Raw genomic sequence first — 23,471 nt, 5'->3', positions numbered from 1 at the left:
GACTGAATTATTGCCGGTTAGATAGCTTATTAAGCTGCACCATGTTCACAAAATCCCTCTGTTCACGATTCGTGAACACGCTCAAAAAGTGAACAAAACTACCCCAAATAAATCTCCTGCTGGTGCCATTGCAGGTAATCGGCAGACGGTTGGTCTAAGTTATGTTCCGGCAAGTTTTGGAGTTGCTTTCCGTGATAGGCATAGTATTCTTTCCCGTTTTCGTACTCCTCCCGGATTCTTTGACTGACTTCCACCCGATGATCATCCGTTACCGTCATGTACCCTTTATCAAACAAGATGTGCATATCGGATCGAAGCAGAAGTCCATTCTTTGTGAGATTTGGACCAGAGTTCGAATATGGCTTGATATGAGCCGCTTCTAAAACCGGCAAGGTTTTCTCTTTAGTAATGGCACAGCGGTATTTATATGCATCAGTCACCATGGCACGGAATGCACTTTGGCCGATTCGGGACCGGATTTCTATCATTTTTCCATATTGGACTCCGGGCTCGTTTATAACCAACTCTCCTTCCCTGCGGTCAAGATCTCCCAGTCTTTCCTGAACCTGATCCCATACGTTTGCCCCAATGGATTCTTCGGTGCTGTAGGATTTACCCTTTACAATGTTCTTGCTCCAATTCTTTGGAATAGGAATCCAGTCTTTGCGATCAAAGAAAAAGGGCTCAGTTAGAATGGTACTGCCAATCGTAGGGTTGAGTCCTTCACCCTCTCTGAATTTCATTATAGATTGCCGAAATCCATCGTATGTAGCCGCTCCATTTTTGATACCAAAAGCATCCCAGGTTAAAGAGAGTGGAAGAAAAAGATGACGAACAAAGAAGCCACCACCCACGATATAGTTATTTGGGCTATGTAGCTTAAACAGAAAAGGTGCACCCTCCTGAATGACCTTAAAATCAGACTTATCTCTCGGACGCCAAAAGTTCACCTCATCCGGCTGGTGCTGAGCCAGAAAGTGAAACCAATCATCATCTGTGACGCCGATGTAGAATTTCATTTTTCAAGTTCTTTCTTGTAGGCTTTGCCCTGTTTTGTTAACCTATACTTCTGCTGACTGCTATTAGGTTTATCAGGAACCGTGTACTCAATTAGACCCGCTTCAAGAGCAGGTTTTAAATAGTTTTTCCGAAAGTTTTTCCGATCTAAAAGCCCCATTTTTTCTTGAATTTCTTCTCGACTCATTTCTTTTTCAAGATTCAAAACAAGCTGATCGACTTGGGGGGTAACTTGGGGGCTGACTTGGGGGGTAACTTGAGGGGTATCTCCAGAATAGCTCATTTCAGGAGCGGGAAATGCCATTCGAAGGAAATTATCCGAAAAAGTAAAACAGTCTCTGGAATAGGTTTCTAAAATACGAGGCACGCCAGAACCTAATTGTTCTACAAGACCAAGATCGCGAAAGACTCTCATTAGCTCTTTATTACGTGGAACCGAAAACCCTTCGAAAAACTCTGCTTTGCTCAAACCTTCAGGTAACCCGCCGGCAGACGTAATTTCGATCCTGTCAGAAAAGACCTCAAACTTGGGCGGCACCTCTTTGGAGTAGTCATTATGGACAAAAGCATTGATGACAGCTTCACGTAATGCTACCGGATGCCAAAGCCGAGTGTTTTCTCTTTCTCTGGGTGTAATTTTTGTGATTGTAGTATTTAAAACATCAATTTTGTCCAATACCTGCTTAGTAGCTTTGATCAAAGATTCCTGTCCATATTCATTACTTTCGGCCAAATCCGACCGACCAGTGCCATTGTACTTGGCTACTTTTATAGACAAATTATTCTGATCTGCCAATAAGTAAGCAGCATAGTTATATTTCCCATCCTCGTTTAAAAGCTCCAGATTTCGGGCAAATTGTTTGTTCAGAGTAATACCTGCAGCTTCGTAATAAATTTTGAGCTGCTCAAAGGTCAAGTCTTGACGTGGAGAAGTAATTTTACCAATAGAATTTCGAGTTCGTTTTGAAAATAACTCCTCAATCATCTTAACCGGCATCGGCTCAGCAGCGGTTCCGGTACGGATATAGCACCCCTTCTCTGACATGCCGTACTTCTTCAGGTAATAAGGCTTTTCGGGTCCACTGGCTACGATGATCTTAATCACATCTTTTCCTTCTCGTTCTTCATGCACCACATCAAAAAGCCCCATGCAGGAGGGAAGAATATTGTTTTTGAGCCGATCCTTAATCTTCAGCATGTCAGCATCTACATCGGATACTCCTACCGCATTTCCATTTTTATCTATACCGATATAGATTACGCCTCCTTCATGGTAATTCAAGAATGCGACCACCTCTTTTTCGAGATCTCCGGTGAGCTTCTGTTTGTGTTCTATACGGTTGGTTTCGGGCATATCTCAAATTTGGTTTTCAACTCCCCTCATAACTCTTCAAAATCAATGGCTCTGCTTTTTCCAGATCTTCTTTATTTCGGATGGTTATTTCAAGATCGCCGGTTCCGAAATGCCCAATGTTTCGCACGTCTCTGGTGAAGCCTTCTTCAAGCTGCATTTCATCAGGATTTAGTTTTACAAAGACCTGAAGCTTGTTGCTTTGCGCATACACTTCCACACAGGCAAAGTTTTTAATCCGTTTGTAGGCAAAGTAGTATTTAAGTGTTTTCTCCTGAACATCATCTCCAAGGTTCATCATATAATCGCGGAGTGCGTGATAGAGATCGGTTAGTTCTTGATTGGCAGACTCCAAGTGATCCGAGACTGTTTTGTACTCCTGTTTGGATTGGGATGAGCCTGAAAATGACTGTTTGGAACCATTGTTTTTAGCCTCTACCACATTCACTAATTCCAGCAATAGAAGATCTTCACCGAACTTTCGATATCGAATAAGCTCAATGTTCCGATTCATCTGCTTTACCGCATGTTCGTCATACTTGGTGAAGTCTCCGGCAATACAAAGCAACCGTGGGTTATTCCAGTCAATATTTTCTGAATCCTCTTTACTGATATTCTTTAGAACCAGTAGCTCAAACTCCGCTTTATGGTCAAACAGCCAGTCTAGGTAAAATAATCCTTGGTTGATCACATTCTCATTCATCGCTCGTTTATATTCAATGATCACAGGACTCCCATTCTCATCAATTCCCAGTGTATCAATCCGGCCTCCGTGATTTGTTCCCGTAGAGTACTCGGAGGCTAAAAAACGAACGCCAAGATAAGTTTCCAGATTTGTCTCAATCTGGTTTTGAAGTGATTTCTCAATTTTAGCTGCTGAGCCGGTGAGTTCAGTTACTTGTTGGTCTTGGATTTGGAAGAGTTTGATATCTGACATCTTTGATTTATTCAGTTATATAAATTATTTCTTTACCTGAATCTACTTTGCTTAGTATTTGATTTAATTTACTCTTTGCGCTCTTATAACCCACCACAACCTCATCTGCCAACTCGATCATCAATTCGTTTCTTACTTTAGAAGTTTCTTCGGTTATTCTGGTTACAGAATTGTCAAAGGGGGTAATTATCAGAAACCTATCTGTATCCAGTAAGGATTTTAGTTCTGGCTCCCATCTCTTTTTTAAACCACGGGGTAATGCAAGAATAATAGGTTGAGAACCTTTAGCTAAATAATGGAAAACATCTTTCTCAATTTTGGAATGAAACCCTGATATCACACAATTCCCATTTTCACGTTGCTCAATCGCCCAATCATAACATTTCAATACGGCTGATGCAGAAATTTTTCGGCTACATAGAAAGGCTGCTTTCCTAAGCTTTAGTAACTCTTTATTTCCTATGTATCCCTGAACTGCAATCAAAAATTAATCCTCAAATTTAAGTTCAGGTTCAGGTTTAAGTTGGATGATAATCTTACTTTTAAAATCAATGACATCAGAAAATTCCTTTTTTAAAATCTCGATACATTCATCTCTATTTAGATCATCTTTATCGGAGAGAATCAAAAGAATTGTTTTTAAATGATCTAAAAATTCACCTTGAATTTTTATTGTTTTATCTGGCTTTTGATCTAAAATCTGAGTCAACTGCGCTCTAATCTCTTGAATCCCCATTTGAGCTTTATTTTTAACTTTCTCCTCTTCTGGATTTTCTAATTCTTCGTCTTTTGGTTCAGTTTTATCTTTAGACTCAACTTCATTTTCAGCTTCGTACTGCTTATCAATCGCTTCAACATCTTTCAGAGAACCAGACTTGCCTTCTGATTTTTTCTTAGAAGGAAATTTCCCACCAAATATTCGTAACCCTTCATGCTCATACAAATCACTATAAAATTTACTGTAACCAAAAAATACACCTGTTAGATATATCGCATAATTTAGTTCATCTACATATGGTCTATTTTCCTTAATCCACTCAACTATAGTACCAATTTCAGTTTCGTATATTGACTCACTTTCAAGTAAGACATCTTTGAACTTAAAAAATAGCACCCCGGCTAAGTACAAACTCAGGCCATCTCTGGAACATTTCTTTTTAAACGCCTGAATCTCATTACTTTCTTCTATCTTTGAAATGATTGCGGCTAACTTTTCCTCTTTTAAAGATTCCTTGTTATTCTCAAGAAATTTGTAAAATCCACTCCCTTTAAATGAAGGTAATCCCATAGAATGAGCAAATACTTCGCCCACATCATAGAAGTACCCTAGAAATGTATTAGGAAAGAATTCGTACCTCTCATAAGTCAAAAGATGCACATCAAAACTTTCCTGGAATTCATTTGACTTCTTACCATTACGCCTCGCTCGAAAAGCGGATTCCACATCTTCTTTTTGAACGTAATGTTCTGTCAACTCATCCGTGTTTAAGATTGTCCAGAGAGCTTTAGCACCCCTGATCTTATCTTCTATATCTATTCTAAGCTCTACTTCCGTAATTAAATCTTCGAATCTTGCGGGTTTAAAAACTAATCTCGAATCAAACTTTTGCTCATATGACACTCTAGCAGCTTCTGTGAAAGGAATTACTTCAATCACATCTTCAATTTCAATTGTACCTTTTTCTACTTCAGTTTTATTCACCTTAATAACAAGATATTCCTCGTCACCACTGAAATAGGGTAACTGCAGTACCCTCTCAACAAATAGATCATCAAATGAATCAGAACTTTCATCCTCAACAATTATGCGGTTAGGCTCTTTGGGCAAGAAGCCATACCTGTATAGTGAAGTAAATTCTTGTTTGGTAATTATTTTCAGAACTTTTTCCATAGTTATTAAAATCCGAAATCTAAATCGTCAAGTTCATTGTTACTATTATTATCCAAAGAAATACGCTGACAGGTTGATTCAAAATTCTCTACTAATGGATGTAAGTAATCTGAGTATGTAATATATAGGTTCATTTTACTTCTTGTCATTGCAACCATAAACAAGGTTTTCTGATTCTCTGGTCTGATGTAAGTAGTACTAGACATAAAAGGCAAAAAGACATTATCAAAATCCATTCCTTTAGCGCTGTGATAGGTCATAATGATCAGATTCCTATTCTTTGAGGCATTTTGGAATGATCCGTAGCTATTCCCTACATATTCTGCTTTTATGTTGTTATTCCGGAAGTGGCGGTTTAAATCACCATAGTCTGGTTTACCCCATTTATTTTCCTTCAATTCCCATTCTGGTTTTCCATTTACCCTAAGCAGTAGATTAACAAACTCGAAAATATCGTCATGTGTTGGTAATAGAACTGCTGCTGAATAGCCCTCGGACGCAGCCTCAAAACCTTGTTCCCATACATACTTTACTTCCTCTTCCTTATCATAGGCTTTACCTAAACGAATTTGAACATCTCGTTTAGTCATATCTCTTCTTGATCCAAAAATATCCATATTAGGCAACAAACTTGACACTGCAGCCATAATTGATCGAGTGAGTCTATATACTCTATTTAAGATAAATGGCCTCGCTGATGTAACTGTACCAATTCTATCTGGAGATATCCCATGATCATAGATCGATTGATTCGAATCCCCGGCTACGTGCAAATGATTACATCTATTTCTCATTTCAGTTAATACATCTTCCGGTAAATCCTGAACCTCATCACAAAAAATGTAATCATAGTGTTGACTACCTCTTCTAAATTGATGGTAGGTCATCACTGGGATTCTGGATAACCCCATTTCATTATTGGGATCGATCTCAGAAATACCTTTATTGAACATGTCAATTAGAGAATGGGTATAGACTACTACACATGCTTTTATATTAGGATTTTCTTTTAGCTTTTTGATCAGAGCATGAACCAACATTACCGATTTACCACTTCCCGCAAATCCCTGCACCCATACGTTTCCCTGTTTATCTATTTCTTTATCAACAAAGTCTTTTTGATCATCATCAAGCTGATCATATCTTACCATCCATTGTGACATATTATTGTACCTCTACTGCTTTTGTAATCCCTCTTGGCGGGTGATTTCTGTTAAATTTTCTTCGTTATAAGCTCCCTCAAACCTATTTTGCGGCTTAGAATCCAGAATATGTTGAGCATAATCTCTTTTTCCCATTTCTTGCGCACAAGAGGCAAACCAAGAATAATCCCATTCATTCATTTGATTTGTGTCAAACTTCTCTTTCCAATTATCAAATGCTTTTTTGAATAGCTGATCTGCTTCCTCGGTTTTGCCTTCTGATTTATATTCTTTTGCAAGATTATAATTGGCAACATTATCTTCAGGATCTATTTCATGTGCTTTCTCTAAATATTCTTTGTACTTCTTTCTATCAGAAAATTTATACTCACTGGCTAAATTAAAAGCTATAGTGGCATTCGGTTGTTTTTCCAATCCTTTTTCATAGAAATCAATAGCTTTTTTCTTTTTACCGGCCTGACTATAATAGAGGCCGATATTATTTAAGTTACCTCTACCCGGAAATTGCTGCTCAATCTGTTCCATAGTTTCAGCAGCTTTAAATGCATGTCCAACTTTCACATACGCATTGTATAGATTCAACAGATCTTCATAGGTTGGCTCACCCCCATTTTTTTCGCATTCCAAATTGAAGTCTCTTTCGGCCCTTTTCTGTATCCTCTCTTTCGTACTTAATGCTGAATTGGAGAATGGTTGCATAGGTTCCGCCATTACCTTTTGAGTACCGGCAGTCGCCCTTATCAGTAATACTTTATCAGAATTTATCTCTAATTCTAACTTCACTTTGTCTAACGTTGAAAACCCTCCATCCGGTTTATGAATCTTTATGTTGTGGAGAATTTTATCATTGCTTCCAACACAAATAGGAAGTTCAATAACTTCCTGGCCATCTCTTTGTGGTGACAAATTATCTATTACTATAACATCCGATGGCATCACTGTACCGGCACTAACAATAGGTTCAATTCGCTCGTGGTAACCATCTTTTGTGATCAACATCACTGCCTCACTGGTAATAGGACTTATAATATTCTTATCAAACCCATTAAAAACCAACGAATGAATTGCTGCACCTACGGATACATGTGCTTGCAAGTCATCAGGAACCAAAATATTTGATTCATTAAAGTAGCTTGATACCGAATTTTGAATAAACGGGTTCTTCGAACTCCCGCCTATGAACAACACAAAATCGATATCATTTTTAGTTCTGTTTGCTTTCTTAAGAGCTGACTTAATGGGCATAAATACAGTTGGAAACTCTAATTCACCTTCAACCCTTTTTGCGGGTAAGTTGGTATTTTGATTTGTAAATACATTATTGATCTTAGCAAATTCCTTAAAAGTGAGTGTTGGCTCTTCGATCGATAAATTCCCTTTTGTTGTGTCTATACTAACCGGCTTTCCGATTGAAATAACCTCTTCAGAATTTGCTACATCTGGTAATGATCTTGCGTCTAACTGAAGCTTAACGGCTTCACTGATTTGAATTTTGAGTCTTTCAGCTGAAGGCATCAAACTTGGTATAATGTGTTCATTCATTTCCCTCGTTAGGAAATCATCGGCTGCAAAACCACTTCCTGACAACAATTGCGGTAACAAAACATCAACTGCAATTAATTTGTCAATATTGTCTCCACCAAGTTTCTCAAATTTTGAGATCGCAATGTTTTTCGAATACATTCCATGATTGTCTTTTCCGACTTCTAGAATCGAGATGTCACAGGTTCCGGCGCCAAAATCGAACACCAATACGTTTGGCTGATAATGATCCGGTATTTGAAGTGTGGATTTACCTGATTCCGAATTAAGTATATAGCTTAAAAATGCGGCATTCGGCTCATCAATCAACGATTGTTTGCTTACCATCATCCCATTGCTCTCAATGGCCTCGAGCAGATCTCTTCGTTGATTGGCCTCAAAAGAAGCCGGAATACTTATAGCATATTATATGTTATCCGCTAAATTATGATCTTTGATATGCCTTTGAATCTGGGCTTTTAGATAACGGAAAAATAATTTCGTGGCATCTACCGGATTAAGGATGGTAATCACTTCATGATCTTTACCTAACTCACTTGCCGGATATTTACTTCCAACATCTTCCCCAAGCTCCATCTTAAAGGAATGCCACAGATTTTTACCGTAACGAAGCTTGTACTTCAGTTTCTTAGCTCCCTCTCCTATGATCACGTTGTTTTTATACCAGGCAATTACGGATGGTACTTTATATGAGGAATGGATAGCTCCGTCTGCTAATTTCTGATTAATATCTATGGCTTTTACAGAAAAGGGAGTTCCATCATCCTGAAATGAGGCAATACTTACTACCGTTGTTGAAGTTCCAAAATCTATACCAACAAACGTTTTGTTGCGAATATTTTCTATTCGCTCTGAAAGCTGTTCAGACGCCACTCTTGGTAATAAACTTTTAATGGTTAAATCTGTACTCATCTTAACTTATTTCATTTATATTTCTTCCTTAGAATGATTCTTGGAACCGCTTCCATTTACCAATTCTTTCATACGAAATTTTTTTGTATATTTATTTCATCTGATTGACCATGTGTCAAAACAGTTACGGAGGCGTCGCGATATTTATCGGGCGCCTCCAGCTTTTTTAAGCCACCTTTCATATTCTCTTTGTTTCTTTTTTCTTTCGTGCTCATACTCTAAAACAAAGGCTGTCCAGGGTAACAAATAGCCTTTCCGTTCATTTAATATCACTATATAATCTGGTTCATCATCTAATTCTAGCCAGATACAAATCCTTGTTTCTCCTTTTCTTTTCTGCTCCCAGACTTTCAGCTCCCACTCATCACACTTTTCAATAGTTGGTTTCCCCCATGGTATTCTTTCACACCTTCGTAAATCGGGAATTCGATTTTGCTCATCAGCCCCTTTATGTGTCATATGATAAAACGTGTATTCTCTATTATCTATCTCTGGATGCCTTTTTAGGCCTAACCTTTTTCCTCTAAAAAATGGCTTAGTCCGCACGAAATCGTTTTTAAAAACTTCATACACAGCATCTATATAAGTTGGCCAATGATTTCCATGATCATTGAATTCAATAAGGTCCGGTATATCAATCTCCATCATCCGTCGTAGTAGTTTGCCTTCCAGCGGAACAGATTGAATTTAGTTTCTCTTAATAAAGTAGTTTGTGTCAGATTATATCCGCTTCGTTTTATAATCCTGTTTACTAAATCAACTTTGCCTTGATTATCCTTTAATCCACGATTATGATAACCTATGGCTCCCGTTAAGAGATCCGCTAATTGCAGGGGTATAACTTTATCTGAATGGACCTGTTGTACTTTTTGAACAATCTCCCTTGAATAATCATAATGGTTATTTTGAAGTACTTCAGATAATTTTTCCACCTTCTCCCACCCCAAGGTATCTTTAATATCCAAATAGATATTATAGCCTGATTCTGGATCTAAGATTACTTTTAACAGATCAAAATACATTTTGTAGTAAAAATCATCATGATCCTGATCATAGCGATCGTGGTCCAATTCGTTTTTATCCGGTACAATAAGTGCTCGATAATGCAGATCATCATCATCGAAGAAATAATCCACCAGATCTAAGTAGAATCGGCTTTTGGCGGGCGAGACTTTATTCCATTTTATCTCAAAATGAGCAGGCAAGCCATGTACCTGTTTGATCTCTTTCAACCGTTGAAATATTTCCTCTTTTTTATTGATAGGAAACCACAAGGCACCGAGTATCATCACCGATATATGGTCATTTTCTAAGTGGCAGCTCTCATCACAATAGATGTTAAACATTGGTCTGCTCATCACTCATCCTCCAACTCCGAGCCCATTCGGTATTTGATGTCGTAGTTTATGATATAATCAAGTTCTTCTTCAGAAAAACCATATTTTTCACTAAGAGTCTTGTCGATGTCATCAATAATTTTTTTTGATGGCCTAAAATTAAAATACTGAACACTTACTTCACCCACATTTTTATAGGTTACAGTTCTTAAGGATGAGTTTTTTTTGTAACTACTCATCAGTTTGTCTACCAAAAAGTGAATTTTTTCCTGATTTGATAATTTTTGAGGAACTCTAAAAGAAGTAATTTCTCTTTTATTTAGATTCCTGCAATCAGAGTTTTGTATATAATAGAGATAGAATAAGGATGATGATAAACTAGCTATTGTGACATCTCTTTCATCAACCCCCTGGAATCTAAGCTCCTTAAGTTCTGAAGGTTCCCTTATGTTTCCTTCATGATCTTGTACTGTTGGTATAAAGTCTAGAAATTGGAGAAAAAATGATACTTTACGTGTATAATAGAGTATGTTTTTACCACTCTTTTTACTAGTTATTTCCTCAATACTTTTAAATTTTTTGATCTTATTAATAATATTTAAATCAATCTCAGAAGATACTTTTGGAATGGATGTATTGAAGTATGTATCATTTGGCAGGTCAATCTGCTTATAATTGACTCTTTTATTAAATAAAAATTGTCTCTCCTCTGAATACCATTTTATGTAGTCGCTTGAGTAAATTTTATTATTATATTTTTTATTTCTTCCTCCTATCACTATTTGTAATCTCTTATTTACACCCTCAAATAATTTTGATGGATGTGCATCACCAGACCAATTAGAAATGTATAATTGCTTACTCTTTTTAAATATAAAGTTCTGAATTGGACTAAAACCATCAACTGTAAAACAACTCAATGGAACAATAAAACCAAACATTGATTTCCTATTTGAAATATTTAGAGACCTTTCCATTATAAATGCAAATAGGTCTTTAGTATCAATAGTCTCTACGTCATAAACTTTATATTTTTTCTTAATCTTATTGTATGATACATATGGAGGATTGCCAATTATCACATCAAATCCACCACGTTCATGAATGATATCATAAAACTCCGCATACCAGTGAAACGGTTGATGACTCTCTTTCCACTCTTCTAAATCTTTACCTGGGTAGTGTCGCTTTTTCAGCATTTCATCCAATTTACCCCGTAAGTCGGCCAATCGTTCAGCTAAATCTTTCTTGGCTTGTTTAAAGCTTTCAAAATCCTCTCCATAGGTAAGCTGAATTTGTTTGTAATGATCAAATGCTCCAGCAACCATTTCACAGTGTTCATCAATATGCTCTTTGGTCTCAGCAAAGTCCAAGTATTCAACATAAATCCTTTTAATCTCCTCCTCTGTTCCTATACCAACCAATGTATTTCCTGCACGAATGTTAAAATCAATATCGGGCAGCGGCTCCAGTCCTAAGTTCTCTTTCGAAGTATCCACATCTACCGTGGCCACCATTTTCAAAAACAGACGGAGTTTGGCTATTTCCACCGCCTCCCGCATGATATCTACCCCATACAAATTGCGGAGAATGATGCTTTTATAAATGAAGTATTCTTGATTTGGGTGGTAATCGCTTTGTACCTCTTCCAGCACTTCCCGGAAAAATATGTACTGATTACGGAACTTAGATTCATCTTCGGCATTCAGGTGATCTTCCTCGGCAATATAAGACCGCATACGAAGCAGGCAGGTTTCATACAAAGGCTCCAGGATATTTAATCCCGCAAACAGAAAAGCCCCGGAGCCACAAGTTGGATCTAAAATAGAAACAGGATTTCGACTTTTCCCATCTCCGGCCATCGACTTGTAGAAATGCAGGATAAACTTTTGGTCATCGATATTTTCCACCACATCCTGTACGAACTGCCGGATATCCAAATTGTAGGTAATCAGGTCATTGATCTTTGTAATTTCTCCATTTTCAATGGCCTGCCGGACTTCCACATATCGTTTTCGGCGTTCAATCACTTCCCGCCAAATTTCAGTTGGCAAGGCCACTTCTTCAGGAGCAGAAGTATTCCAAGCCTCCCGTATGTCCACCAAATCTTCCTGATTGGGATTCAGACCTGCTTTGAGGTCGTCATCAAGATCCTCAAAAACCGGACTTTCCCACCAGTTATCTACGTGTTTCCAGTTTAGCACCTCTTCATTCTCTTCATCTTTGGGAAGGCCGTGTTTAACCGCATCGTAAATGTATTTGTCACCGCTATTCTTTAGCATTTCCCAGATCGGTCCGTCCGTGTTGAAGGCCGTATCATAATGTCGCTCCGTTTCATCAATCAGATACGGCAATATGCTGTTCTTGCTGATGTAATCGGTGATATCCTCTTTGGTATAATAAGCTCCCATATCGGCCCGGTCATTGATATACTTCTCAAAAATATATCCAATGACATCCGGGTTGATCTCTTTTCCGGTAGCACCGTGACTTGTATCCAGATGCCATTCCCACTTATCGAAGAAATTAAAAATGCTTTCAAAAGCGTCATCATCAATATGAATATCGTAGCTGCGCTCCAGGTCGTGTTCATCAAATAAACCGCCATTCAGATATGGGATATTCCCCAAATCAATTTCAGTAGACACAGATTGAACGGGAGCTCCCAAACCTTCATGAAATAAGGCAAGCAAAAAATCCCTGTAAAAATTATAAAACTCGTCTTCCCCTTTTCTCTCCTGACATGCTTTCAGCTTATTCTGCAGGTAGTTAAAATCACCATCCAGGAAACCTTTCTTCTGAATAAAGTAGCAAAACATAAGACGGTTCAGCATCAGTGATGCATACCAGTCCCGGTCTGTCTTCTTTTCAATACCATTAATAAATTTCAGGAACTTATTATGCTGCTTTTTGAACTTGGTGTAGAACTTTTTGGTAACCTTCTCATTGTTCTTATCAAAGTTCTTAGCTACACGTTCCTTTACATCAACAATCGTAATCTCATCCTCTTCATCCAGCGAAAAAAACAACCCTGAGGCCTTTTGATATAGTAATTCCGGTGATTGGCCTTTAATCCATCGGGTATCAGATATACGAGCAGGCTGATTCGGTTTACGGATCATCCATTGCCAGAGCTGCTCTGTTCCTGCCTGATTTACAAAAATGATTAAATGTTCCCGGTAAAGCTTAGTTACCCGAGTTTCCAGTTTTTTTCGAACCGCATATGCTGGAATCTCTCCCTCTTCATTAGGAGTACAAAGCAGAATATGGAAGCCTTCTTTCTCTGTGATCGGTTTAAGCTGAAACAATTCTTCACCCACTCGGACGGGGTGCGGTTCCCGATTGATATGATTCCACCCCAAATCAATAAACAGTTCCTGAAATTGAAAATTTTGAATGTAGTTCTTAAAAGTAGATTTCTTCATGTATATACTTCACTACTGATTTATTTTAAGCCCCATGGAGCAAATAATTTGAGGATCTTTTGATTTAGCGTCTTCATTCGGATCTATGATACACAGTCTGCTTTCATCCCTAAGCTGCATACAAAGGGTTGCCATGTCTTCGTCCGTAACTCCAAGTCTAATTCTTTTATTTATTATATCTCTGGCTCGTTCACGAAGAGGATATTTGTAAATATCATCAATGGTTTTTTTGAGCTCCTGAACATCAAAAAGAGTATTCTGCACTTCATTATAATGTCTATTTAAAATCTGATAGACTTTATATCTGGCACTGGATTTACTTCCAAGCTGCCCTCCGGCTTGCTTGGCCTCTTTTTCTCCAATCGCAACTGAATGAGCCACTAACTCATGATGCCCTTCAATTTTCTCAAGAGCTTCAGTCTTCGGTTCGCATTCTAAAACTTTAAGAATTTTAGCCTGACTTTGAGAGATGACTTTTTTCTTATCATCCAGCCATGTTAACACTTCAAAACCATTCGAGTTTTTGTGGTAAGAGATAACTGAATTTTTATTTAAAGGATCAGCTTCAGACTCCTTAGTTGAATAGGTTACATCCGGGAGTTCTGGTATCGTCTTTTTTAAAGAAGGTTGCTCTTCAATAGCTCTTTGCCAAATCTCATATGCTTGAGAAGTAAGATCTACCTCACCTTCATCCTCATCAAAAATTCCGGCTCTTTCATTATAAAGATCTTCAATATTGACCGGATCTCCTTCAAAGAAGGTCTCATCAGCTCCAACCACTTCAGCATTTTGCTCGATACGGTTTTGAAGCCGATCCCGTAATCTGATTATATCATTTAATCCATCTTGTGGAAGAAACGAATAACAGTAAATATTTTCTGACTTCTGACCAATGCGGTCCACACGTCCCGCTCTTTGAATAAGCCGAATGAGTGCCCAGGGTAGGTCAAAGTTCACGACTATATGGGAATCCTGAAGGTTTTGGCCCTCACTAAGTACATCGGTAGAAATCAAAACTCTAAGTTCATTTTGAACTTCCTTATTATTACTAATGGGACTAAATCGTTGGGCTAACTCCGTTGGATTCTTTGAATCCCCTGATACCATTGCAATGTCTTTAACTCCTCTCTCATTAAGCTGATTGTACAGATAGTGAGCCGTATCTGTAAACTGAGTAAAAATGATTAGCTTCTCATTTCCATGTTCATTTTCAATCAGATCGTATAGCGCATTTAACTGCTTATCGGTCTCAGGATTCCAATCTTTTGTCAATTTAATGATCTCTAGTATGGCTTCGGCATCTTCTATGAGCTCACCTTTTAAGCTCTCATCAAAATATTCTGCTGATATCCATTTGTATTTATGAGCATCCTTTTCACTTTGCTTATACTCTCTTTCTCCCTGTTCTTCGTACTCCTTTTTATCCGTCGTTATCTTGATAGTCAGATCATCTTCCTCAGGTAACTTTTCATCAATAAAATCTTCAAGACTAGCCGTTTCTTTTCTTCCAATCGGTAGTGGTAAATCATTTTCAATAGCGTGAATAAATAGGTAGTTCCTTTGAACATGTCTTGCCAAAGAAATTAAAAAGGAAAATCCGCTACTCTCTAATCTTTTAAAAAGATTTGTCCGACAAAAACCCATCAGGCGTTTTCCTGCCTGAGAAAGGTTATCAAGAATATCCACATCATCCTTATCTGCCTGATCTGCTTTTGTAGGATCAATATAATTACCGAGGCCGTAACGTGCTAAATGAAGTCCATTTATGGAGTCAACAACAAAATCAGAATATAGTTTTACGTACTGATCGGTAGGATCATTTTCATCAAAACTGTATTCTACTTTCTTAGGAAGACGCTTTGGGAAGTAGTTACGGGTACCATCACTAAACTCTATAAAATGTTGTTCTTTTTTTTCATCCCAATGCGCATAATTTTCTTTAATGAATGTCCGTGTACGCCGAACCATATACAATTTTAACAATTCCTGCCAATCTTCAGCAATATCACTTTTCTCAAAGGCTAAAATGGTATTTGGTGAGTATTGGTAATTGGCGACAAACTCAACGGGTCCACCAACCTGCTCAATAAATTTTTCCGGTGAGACACCTAAATCCTGATCCTGTGTTAGGAATAATCTCAGTTGATTTGAGATATCCATATAACTCTTGTTATACGGAGTTGCCGTGAGCAGAATTACGCGACTTTCATTTCTTTCGAGATACTCTTTCACATAACCATAACGCTTCGACTCCCGATTTCTAAGGTTATGGCTCTCATCAATAATAACCACACGATAACGCCGAGTCTTTTCCACAAAATCTTCCCGAACCATCGATATACTCTGAACCCGACCTCTTAGTTGATAAGTATGGACGTAATCCCTCCACATTTCAACGAGGTTTTTGGGGCAAATTATGAGGACTTCAGTGAAAAAAGTTTCTTCAAAAAGTTTTGCTACAGCCGTTGCGGTCAATGTTTTCCCCAATCCTACTACGTCTCCAATTAGCACACCACCTCTTTTGTCTAAGTGACGTGCCGCAACACTTACAGCATTTTCTTGAAATGGCATCAAAATCTCCTTTAGAGCTTTTGGCACCATATAATTATCTATCCCACTTCTTGCTTCTTGGGATAAATGATAGGCCACCTTTAAATAGATGTGGTATGGAGGAGTAAGCTCTTCACCGGCCCAGCTTTCTTCAAGAATCTCTATAAGCTCTTCTGATATATCTATACATAGCCGATCTTCCCAGCGATCTTCGAACCACTTAACCAGTTTTTTAGCTGCATCCTGCTCAACTACATCAACATTAAGTTCTCCACCTTTTGATAATCCAGATAGTGTTAAGTTACTACTTCCTACATATCCTATATAAGGTGTTTTCTTATCCTGTCGATAAAGCAAATATAGTTTTGCATGTAAAGAATGCTTTAAATAAAGCTTAACTTTAACCTTTCCTCCCATAAGCTGATGCTTCAGCTTTCTCAGTGCAGCTTCATCTGCATCAGTCGGTGTACCAAAGGTGAGCTGCTTACGAAAGGACTTGGCTATACTCTTTTTTATTTCATTGGCTCTCTTATTATCAACAACTTCTTCTTCAAAAACTCCAACAGCTTCCCGTAAAATCTGTTCCTCGGGTCGTTGCATACCTACAAGTAACCGACAACAGTCATCGCCCCCTTCAAACTGTTCTATGTACTTTTCAAGGTGTTTCCATCCCCGCAAATTGAAATAACCAACACAAAAGTCCGATCGATAAGAATCTTCTAAAGTCTCAGTTAAGCCCCGATATAAATGCTGAGTAATGTTATCGTAAATTTCAGGCATGAAATAAATTATTTTTTAAAAATTAAGTACCTCGATTATCGTAAAAATATCAATGACTTTCACATATAATAACAGCATAAAGAGAATGGAATCATTTTCTGCTTCTCAGTTTAGTAATTTCCTTTTGGGGAGTTCACTGTATCATTGTATTTGGGACGCCTACCAAAACGCTTCATATACTCTGCAATACATACGTATTCAAATTTTGCAACCTCCCCCATTATTATTAGGTCTTCTGGTTTTGGTGGATAGATTTTGTTATTACACTGAAAATACCTTGCTGATACAAATAGATTTGATTTCAGACTTTTATAGTCTGAATAATCATATCTAAACCGTTTCGCTCCACCATGACCGGTATAACCTCTAATAGTTCTGTCAAATTGATACCATCTGCTTTTCAAACCTTTTTTTGAATTCGTCATACCTACATAAACAATTTCCTCTAACCAACTAAATTCGTTTCCCCCAATACTTTGGTCTGTTATGGCCAAAATATATACTCCAGGAAACGTTAAACCATCTAATAGCTCTCGATTATCCCACTTTTTCCATTCTGGAAACATGCTATTCTCCTTCGTTATATAATAAAAGTGATAAATAACCTGAATTATCAATCTCTCTTTCTGTCGACTTAATCCACAAAATCTTGTCCACAACTCTTAATTCAAAAGCCGTTTCATGCTTCCTAAAAAATTCATAGGCTTTTGTTTGTTTATACTCTTGCAGAATCGATTGTATGAATTTGGAATGACCATCAGTCATAATTCTCTTTTTTAGATTTAAGACTTCTTCCAAAAACCTTGAATACTCCTGGATATCGCTATGTGTGAATTGACTTTCCTTATTCTTCAACTTATAGAGAGATTTTCTAGATAGACTATCGTATAGGCTATATGAAGATGGGTTAATAAGAAATGCAATTTTACTCAATAAGGAGACAGTACTATTCTTTGTTACTTTACTGTGGTGTAGTTTTTTACTTATCTCATCAATTATTTTAAGATTTCCATCTCTACATTCAGAGATAAAACTATATTTGAGCAAGCCATCTATAAATTCATACACTGAATCCTCTCCTGAGGAAAGATTCCTTCTCACGGAATAGTCACTAAGAAATGTCATAAATATTTTCTGCACAAAAAACTTAAACGTATCCGGATTCTTGTGTATCGCATCAATTTTACTGAAGTAATGATGATAATAATGTTCGCTTCTATTCCACCAGTATATGGCATCAATAGTGGCGTTCCTTATCTCATTCTCTTTTATTTCAGGCATGATAAATGGTCTATTAATTAAGATTTCAAATAATTCCAATGCTGATGAATCATCACCATGGCCAGCGTATCCAGCTCGCAATACTCGTAGAGCGATTGTAATACAGCTTGTCGTGCAGTTTCATCTAAATCGTCGAATTGCAGGCGACTCCAGGCCATCATCGCTGAGCCCCCTTCCGATATAGATTCCTGCTCTATGACTTTATCCCCTTCCTCATAATCTGGAATTCCATAGCCCACCGAGTTCAGGAGTTTATAGGGACTAATGGCCAATCCAGTCTCAGGATCTTCCTTATAAAACACTTTCTCTTTCAGATATAATCCACTGTATGGTTGGCTGTAGATTTCCTGTAACTTTGGGCTTTCAGTGAGCATTGCAGGCAACACTTTCTTGATGCTGTTGGAGCCTCCCATAATACGTGAGTAATAATACTTTTTGATCATTTCATACTGATCGACCATTTCCCGTTCTCCGCCTTTCACCAATGTATCAATGAAATCAATTAAGCCCTTTTCATCATCGGGCTGCCGGGCTTGAATCAACTCCTTCATCTTATTGAGTACGGTATTCTCAAAATTGTGATACCGAAATACTGTGCCCTCATCTCCTTCAAGACATTCTTTCAGTTTTCGAATAAAAGGAATAGATGGCAATTTGCCGGGAGTTTCCTCAATCCAATCGGCCCGGTGAACTACAGAACCATCTTCATACATCGTGTGACAGGAAAATTGAAACGGGATAAAGTCGTATGGTTTAAGTCCTTTGTGAAAAGGAATTGCCGCTAGCACGGCTTCAAAATCAATAAAATGCAGCGGGTATTTCCATTGGTCCATTTCGTGAAAAAGTCCGGCTAACACGGCTTCTTCTTCTCCGTGATGCCCCGTTTGCTTCATAATCTGCACAGTCTTGCGTTCATCGTTATCCCATTCGGTTTGGGTATATAGGTGATTGGGATTTGCAGGCAACATTCCGGGAATTAACTCCTCCATATGGTACACATCCTTATCCAGGAATTTCTTTTGCATGCTTCGCTCGTTCCAGATGTCAAACACATGAGGCTTCTCAAAATCCTTCTCTTTCCACTGCTTGGCCTTACTCCAACATTCCTGAAAACCACTTTTCTCATCATGACCTAATGATTTAGGATCAATCCGGTACTCACAATTCTTGCACTTCTCCCCAACTCTTACCCGATACTTCTTATTTTCCTGAAGATGATTAGCCAAACCATCCACCCACTGATCAAATCCTTTTGCCTCCAACTCACTTTGGGGGTCGCGACCTTTTCCTTCTAATATTAACAGCACTTCCTCAGCCACATGTACCGGTTTCAGAATTTGCTCTCCCAAATCCCCGGCTGTGGTTCCCGGCTTTACTTTTACTTTGAACCGTCCGTGATCATCCACCACTTTAAAATGCTGATGAAGCCCATCAATCGTAGCCTCCTGAGATTTATCGATAAGCATTAGATAAGGCTCAATTCGATATTCGGGAAAGGCCTTTTTCATCACCCAGTACTGAAAAGCCACATCGTACAGATACTTTTGCCATTTGCTCAGAATAGTGGGATTTCGTTTGGTAAAAAATTCAGTATCCGGCGACCAGGACTTTGATTTCACCTCGATCAAGTTCAGACGATTACCCACTTTTTCCAGCACATCAACTCTTATAAAACAGTTCTGATATCGAATAGCTGCTTCGTAGATGACCGCGTTCTCTTTAGCCAGCTCTTCATTGGTCTGTTCAATAGATAAATCATAATCCAGCGTTTCAATATCACGCCCACCTGGATAGTATATCTTGGCCAGTTCACCCACCTGAATCCCTCCTTTGGCCAAAGACTGAAGAAAATCGTTGTCATCCATTGTGCTCGGATAACCATCATTGGAAGCATAATACAATTTTGTAGGGCAATCGAGGCAGTGAGTGAATTTAGACTTGGTTAAGTATGAATTATTGGCCATTAGCACTCCGAAAAACAGATTTATTGCTATGCCCTTTTAACATACACAATGACTATGACAGATTCTGTCACCTTAATTCTGGAAAACTCCACTTATTCCAAACAATTCTGGTTAATTCCACAGAAATCGCAAAATATCCAATTTATTGTTACCTAATCCAGCCGCTCCCTATAAATAGAAGTATTCCCCACATCCATCACCATCGAGTTCCCCTGCACATCAAACCACTTATGGAATAATTCTAAAGTGATTGGGTCCGGCCAGGTTGAATCGTCGGTATTCCAGCCGAACAACTGGTCCATAAAGATTTCTTCGAACACACTATCCAGCGGAGGAATCTCAGATTCTCCTTTTGGATCTTCGGGCACCAAATAGATTTGAAATTCATCTTTTAAAAACTGTGCCGACATTCCTGTTTCTTCATCCGTGTTAGAAGCCCAGTCAATGAAGGGTTGTTTAGGTCGGACAATGAGAGCCGCTCGATTTATTAAATGCATAGGTCTATTGATTATGTAAGTGTTTTCGTTATTAAATATACCACTTCAATAAATTTTGATATTCACTAATTGCTGGAAGTAAAATTTTAAAGTCATTGATCAGCAAGTCTTAGTATTAAGTGAGATAGAGATCGGGGCTTAAAATCGAAATTTGTGAACGTACTTTTTTACTGATTAAAAAATCTTGTGGAAAAGGAATGAAATTCAAAATCCACGCACAAAAATGGAGCATGTGTGAGAAAAAATTTTTTGGGCGATTTTGACAAATTTTCAGAAGGGCTCAGATTACCCGGTTGGGGAGCTATCGGGAGTGTTATACCTTTGTTGTACCCACCTAAAAGCAAAAAAGCCTTAAACGCATATTTAAATAGCGTTTAAGGCTTGCGCAATGCTCCCCGGGTAGGATTCGAACCTACGACCAATTGATTAACAGTCAACTGCTCTGCCACTGAGCTACCGAGGAATATCAGTGAATTCCCTTGTTGAAGTGGCGACAAATATAATGACATTCATCACCTACTTTCAACACTTTTCTTCACTTTTTATAGAAAACTTTTTCAAGCACTAATCCCCGTGCCGGGGCTGTATAGGTTGGAATCTCAGCATCGGGATTCTCAAGAGCGGTTTTAAAGTCATCCATCGACATTTTTCCTTGTGCGACCCGCACCATGGTGCCCACTAATCGGCGTACCATATTTCTTAAAAAGCGGTTGGCTCTGATCCGATATCGAATGACCTCCCCCTCGGTTTCAAACAACGATCGCTGTATGTCACATAGAGTCGTAAAGTTGTCCTCGTTGAATTTGGAGAAGCCTGCAAAATCGAATTCACCGTTCAACAATGCTGCACAATCCTCAAGTATGTCTAACTCAACCGGTTGCCGTAAAGCCCAGGTGGTATGTCGTAACAATGGCATGGGGCGGGTCGTGATCGTGTATTCATACTCCCTTCCGATGGCATCGAACCGAGAATGAAATGGCTCCGGGACTTCCTCGAAGTGCATCACCTGAATTTCATCACCTACCAATCCATTGACCCCGAGTAATACCTTTTCAAGATCTTTATCCTTTGGGATCAAAACATCAGCCACTTGTCCCCTGGCGTGTACCCCGGCATCTGTTCTTCCCTGCCCGATCAGGTCGATATCCTGCTGAAGCACCTTGGAAAATGCTTCCTCCAACACCCCTTCAACGGTTCGGTCTTTGGGCTGGATCTGCCATCCTGAAAAATCGGTCCCGTCGTATTCTATGGTCAGCTTATACTTTTTCATCAACCAATAAAAAATATTTTGCTCAAATTAAATAGCTTGCTATCCGGCTTTCAAATGTTCAGATTGAAGGTAGCCACATTTTCTGATAATTCTTAGCTAACAACTTATGTTTAGAAAAGCGATCGTCCGCAAACCCTGTCCGAATTTAGTAGCAGGAATTACCACGGCTGATCTTGGGAAACCGGATTACCACAGGGCTTTATTACAACATTCCCTTTATGTTGAGGCTCTCAGGCAACTTGACCTGGAGGTCATTGAATTGGAAGCCGACAACCGATTCCCCGATTCAGTCTTTGTAGAGGATGTGGCCGTTTGCACCAATGATCTTGGGGTGATCACCAGACCGGGGGCGGCATCCAGAAGAGATGAAATAGGGCTCATAGAAGACGTGATCGGTTCCCATTTTGAACGGGTAGAAACCATAAAGGATCCCGCAACCCTTGAGGGCGGGGATGTCATGATGGTGGGTAGTACATTTTATGTGGGTTTATCCGATCGCACCAACAAATTGGGCATTAGTCAATTCCGGAGTATCTTGGAAAAATATGGATATTCGGTGATCCGGGTACCGCTCGGTGAGATTCTTCACCTTAAAACCGGGGTTTCCTATTTAGAGGATAATAACCTGCTGGTCTCTGATGAGATGGGTGATCTTGATCTCTTCTCATCTTTCAATAAGATCTTAGTACCTGCAGATGAGTCATACGCGGCCAACTGCATCTGGATCAATGGAACCGTTCTTATTCCGGCCGGATTTCCTGTGACCAAACAAAAGATCAAAGACGCCGGCTACAAAATCATAGAACTCGAAATGACCGAATTTGAAAAACTGGATGGCGGTTTAAGTTGTCTCTCACTGAGGTTTTAGAACCTGACGGCTATTCTTTGTTCAGCAACCGATAAATAATGGCAAGCTGTCCGGTATGATATGCATTGTGCTGCAGCAGCATCAACGCCTGATGTAGCAGCGTTTGTCCTTCCCCGTGAGGCAGGGGCTTATTCAAACCGTTTGTTTCGTCAAGGATGAGGTTCATCATCTCATTCCGTTCTTTCAGGTAGGAGTTTTTCAAGGACTCCCACTCTTTTTCAGATTCCGGAGCCGATTCCACGGGCCAATATTCATCCGGCCATTCCTTGGGTTCATAGTAAGTATTACGGGTAAAATCCAGCATATCAAACTGAGCCACCCGCATATGGAAAAACTGTTCGTAAAATGAATATGGCAGTCCGGCCGGCCGCTTGCCAAGGTCTTCGAACCGAATTTCCCCCAACAGTTCCTCAATGGTTAAAAATGCCTGTCCACCTTCCAGGTGCTGTACGATCTGCTCTCGGGTGATTCGATGTGAATTGACTTCCATGAATTTTTACTGTCTGATTGGGTTGAGCCTATAGATACGGGTTGTGCGAGTCTCTTTCAAAGGATTGTTTTGGTGATTACCCTCTACCCTCTTGTCATTTCGACCAGAATGAGTAAGCCCCAAAGGCGAGCGAAAGGAGCGGAGAAATCTATAGAGTATGCTTCAACAACAATGCATGTTTCAGCCCCGGAGATCT

General features: G+C 38.9%; 19 protein-coding genes and 1 tRNA gene. 1 reads left to right on the top strand and 19 read right to left on the bottom strand.

Annotation, left to right across the window (positions count from 1 at the left end):
* Positions 1-98 precede the first annotated feature (98 nt).
* From C3B73_RS07595 to truA, 18 genes are all read right to left on the bottom strand, one after another.
* A complete protein-coding gene (locus tag C3B73_RS07595; RefSeq protein WP_103665000.1) occupies positions 99-1,019 on the bottom strand; it encodes an HNH endonuclease in 921 nt (306 codons plus the stop codon).
* Positions 1,016-2,371 carry a Fic family protein gene (locus C3B73_RS07590; RefSeq protein WP_103664999.1) on the bottom strand — a complete coding sequence of 452 codons (1,356 nt, stop codon included), beginning with the start codon at positions 2,369-2,371 and terminating at the stop codon, positions 1,016-1,018. Before C3B73_RS07590 ends, C3B73_RS07595 begins: the two co-directional genes overlap by 4 nt.
* 16 nt (positions 2,372-2,387) lie before the next feature.
* Positions 2,388-3,305, bottom strand: coding sequence for a DUF5655 domain-containing protein (locus C3B73_RS07585; RefSeq protein WP_103664998.1), 918 nt, complete (start codon positions 3,303-3,305; stop codon positions 2,388-2,390).
* 7 nt (positions 3,306-3,312) lie between these two features.
* On the bottom strand, positions 3,313-3,789 hold the full coding sequence (locus tag C3B73_RS07580) for a hypothetical protein (protein ID WP_198597304.1): 477 nt from the start codon (positions 3,787-3,789) through the stop codon (positions 3,313-3,315).
* Positions 3,790-3,792: 3 nt separating this feature from the next.
* Positions 3,793-5,196, bottom strand: coding sequence for a hypothetical protein (locus C3B73_RS07575; protein WP_103664997.1), 1,404 nt, complete (start codon positions 5,194-5,196; stop codon positions 3,793-3,795).
* Positions 5,197-5,201: 5 nt separating this feature from the next.
* Positions 5,202-6,359, bottom strand: coding sequence for a 3'-5' exonuclease (locus C3B73_RS07570; RefSeq protein WP_103664996.1), 1,158 nt, complete (start codon positions 6,357-6,359; stop codon positions 5,202-5,204).
* A 12-nt stretch (positions 6,360-6,371) separates the two neighbouring features.
* Complete coding sequence (locus C3B73_RS07565; RefSeq protein ID WP_269801003.1) at positions 6,372-8,294, bottom strand: Hsp70 family protein; 1,923 nt, start codon at positions 8,292-8,294, stop codon at positions 6,372-6,374.
* Between the two features lie 12 nt (positions 8,295-8,306).
* Entirely contained in the window at positions 8,307-8,813 is a 507-nt protein-coding gene (locus tag C3B73_RS07560; protein ID WP_103664994.1) for an Hsp70 family protein, read from the bottom strand.
* 144 nt (positions 8,814-8,957) lie between these two features.
* Positions 8,958-9,461, bottom strand: coding sequence for a hypothetical protein (locus C3B73_RS07555; RefSeq protein WP_198597303.1), 504 nt, complete (start codon positions 9,459-9,461; stop codon positions 8,958-8,960).
* Positions 9,458-10,159: a DUF3800 domain-containing protein gene (locus C3B73_RS07550; RefSeq protein WP_198597302.1), complete on the bottom strand. Its 702-nt coding sequence runs from the start codon at positions 10,157-10,159 to the stop codon at positions 9,458-9,460. Before C3B73_RS07550 ends, C3B73_RS07555 begins: the two co-directional genes overlap by 4 nt.
* Before the next feature lie 11 nt (positions 10,160-10,170).
* A complete protein-coding gene (locus C3B73_RS07545; RefSeq protein ID WP_103664992.1) occupies positions 10,171-13,575 on the bottom strand; it encodes an Eco57I restriction-modification methylase domain-containing protein in 3,405 nt (1,134 codons plus the stop codon).
* Between the two features lie 12 nt (positions 13,576-13,587).
* On the bottom strand, positions 13,588-16,905 hold the full coding sequence (locus C3B73_RS07540) for a helicase-related protein (protein WP_103664991.1): 3,318 nt from the start codon (positions 16,903-16,905) through the stop codon (positions 13,588-13,590).
* Between the two features lie 110 nt (positions 16,906-17,015).
* A complete protein-coding gene (locus C3B73_RS07535) occupies positions 17,016-17,471 on the bottom strand; it encodes a GIY-YIG nuclease family protein (RefSeq protein ID WP_103664990.1) in 456 nt (151 codons plus the stop codon).
* Between the two features lies 1 nt (position 17,472).
* Positions 17,473-18,186 carry a hypothetical protein gene (locus tag C3B73_RS07530; RefSeq protein WP_103664989.1) on the bottom strand — a complete coding sequence of 238 codons (714 nt, stop codon included), beginning with the start codon at positions 18,184-18,186 and terminating at the stop codon, positions 17,473-17,475.
* A gap of 17 nt (positions 18,187-18,203) precedes the next feature.
* Positions 18,204-20,051 (bottom strand): DUF2779 domain-containing protein, encoded by a 1,848-nt coding sequence (locus C3B73_RS07525; protein WP_157939446.1) that lies wholly within the window; start codon positions 20,049-20,051, stop codon positions 18,204-18,206.
* A gap of 251 nt (positions 20,052-20,302) precedes the next feature.
* The gene (locus tag C3B73_RS07520) at positions 20,303-20,647 is read right to left on the bottom strand and encodes a hypothetical protein (protein WP_103664987.1); all 345 of its coding nucleotides are present in this window, start codon (positions 20,645-20,647) and stop codon (positions 20,303-20,305) included.
* 391 nt (positions 20,648-21,038) lie between these two features.
* Positions 21,039-21,110: transfer RNA gene (locus C3B73_RS07515), tRNA-Asn, on the bottom strand.
* 72 nt (positions 21,111-21,182) lie between these two features.
* Positions 21,183-21,917, bottom strand: coding sequence for a tRNA pseudouridine(38-40) synthase TruA (gene truA / locus C3B73_RS07510; RefSeq protein ID WP_103664986.1), 735 nt, complete (start codon positions 21,915-21,917; stop codon positions 21,183-21,185).
* Between the two features lie 106 nt (positions 21,918-22,023).
* Here truA and C3B73_RS07505 point away from each other — a divergent pair, with 106 nt between their 5' ends.
* The gene (locus tag C3B73_RS07505; RefSeq protein WP_103664985.1) at positions 22,024-22,785 is read left to right on the top strand and encodes a dimethylarginine dimethylaminohydrolase family protein; all 762 of its coding nucleotides are present in this window, start codon (positions 22,024-22,026) and stop codon (positions 22,783-22,785) included.
* Between the two features lie 10 nt (positions 22,786-22,795).
* Here C3B73_RS07505 and C3B73_RS07500 read toward each other — a convergent pair whose 3' ends face one another.
* Complete coding sequence (locus tag C3B73_RS07500; protein WP_103664984.1) at positions 22,796-23,275, bottom strand: DinB family protein; 480 nt, start codon at positions 23,273-23,275, stop codon at positions 22,796-22,798.
* Positions 23,276-23,471 lie beyond the last annotated feature (196 nt).

The sequence above is a fragment of the Gracilimonas amylolytica genome, assembly GCF_002911695.1.
Classification (GTDB): Bacteria; Bacteroidota; Rhodothermia; order Balneolales; family Balneolaceae; genus Gracilimonas; species Gracilimonas amylolytica.
This window is presented reverse-complemented; position numbering and strand designations above follow the sequence as displayed.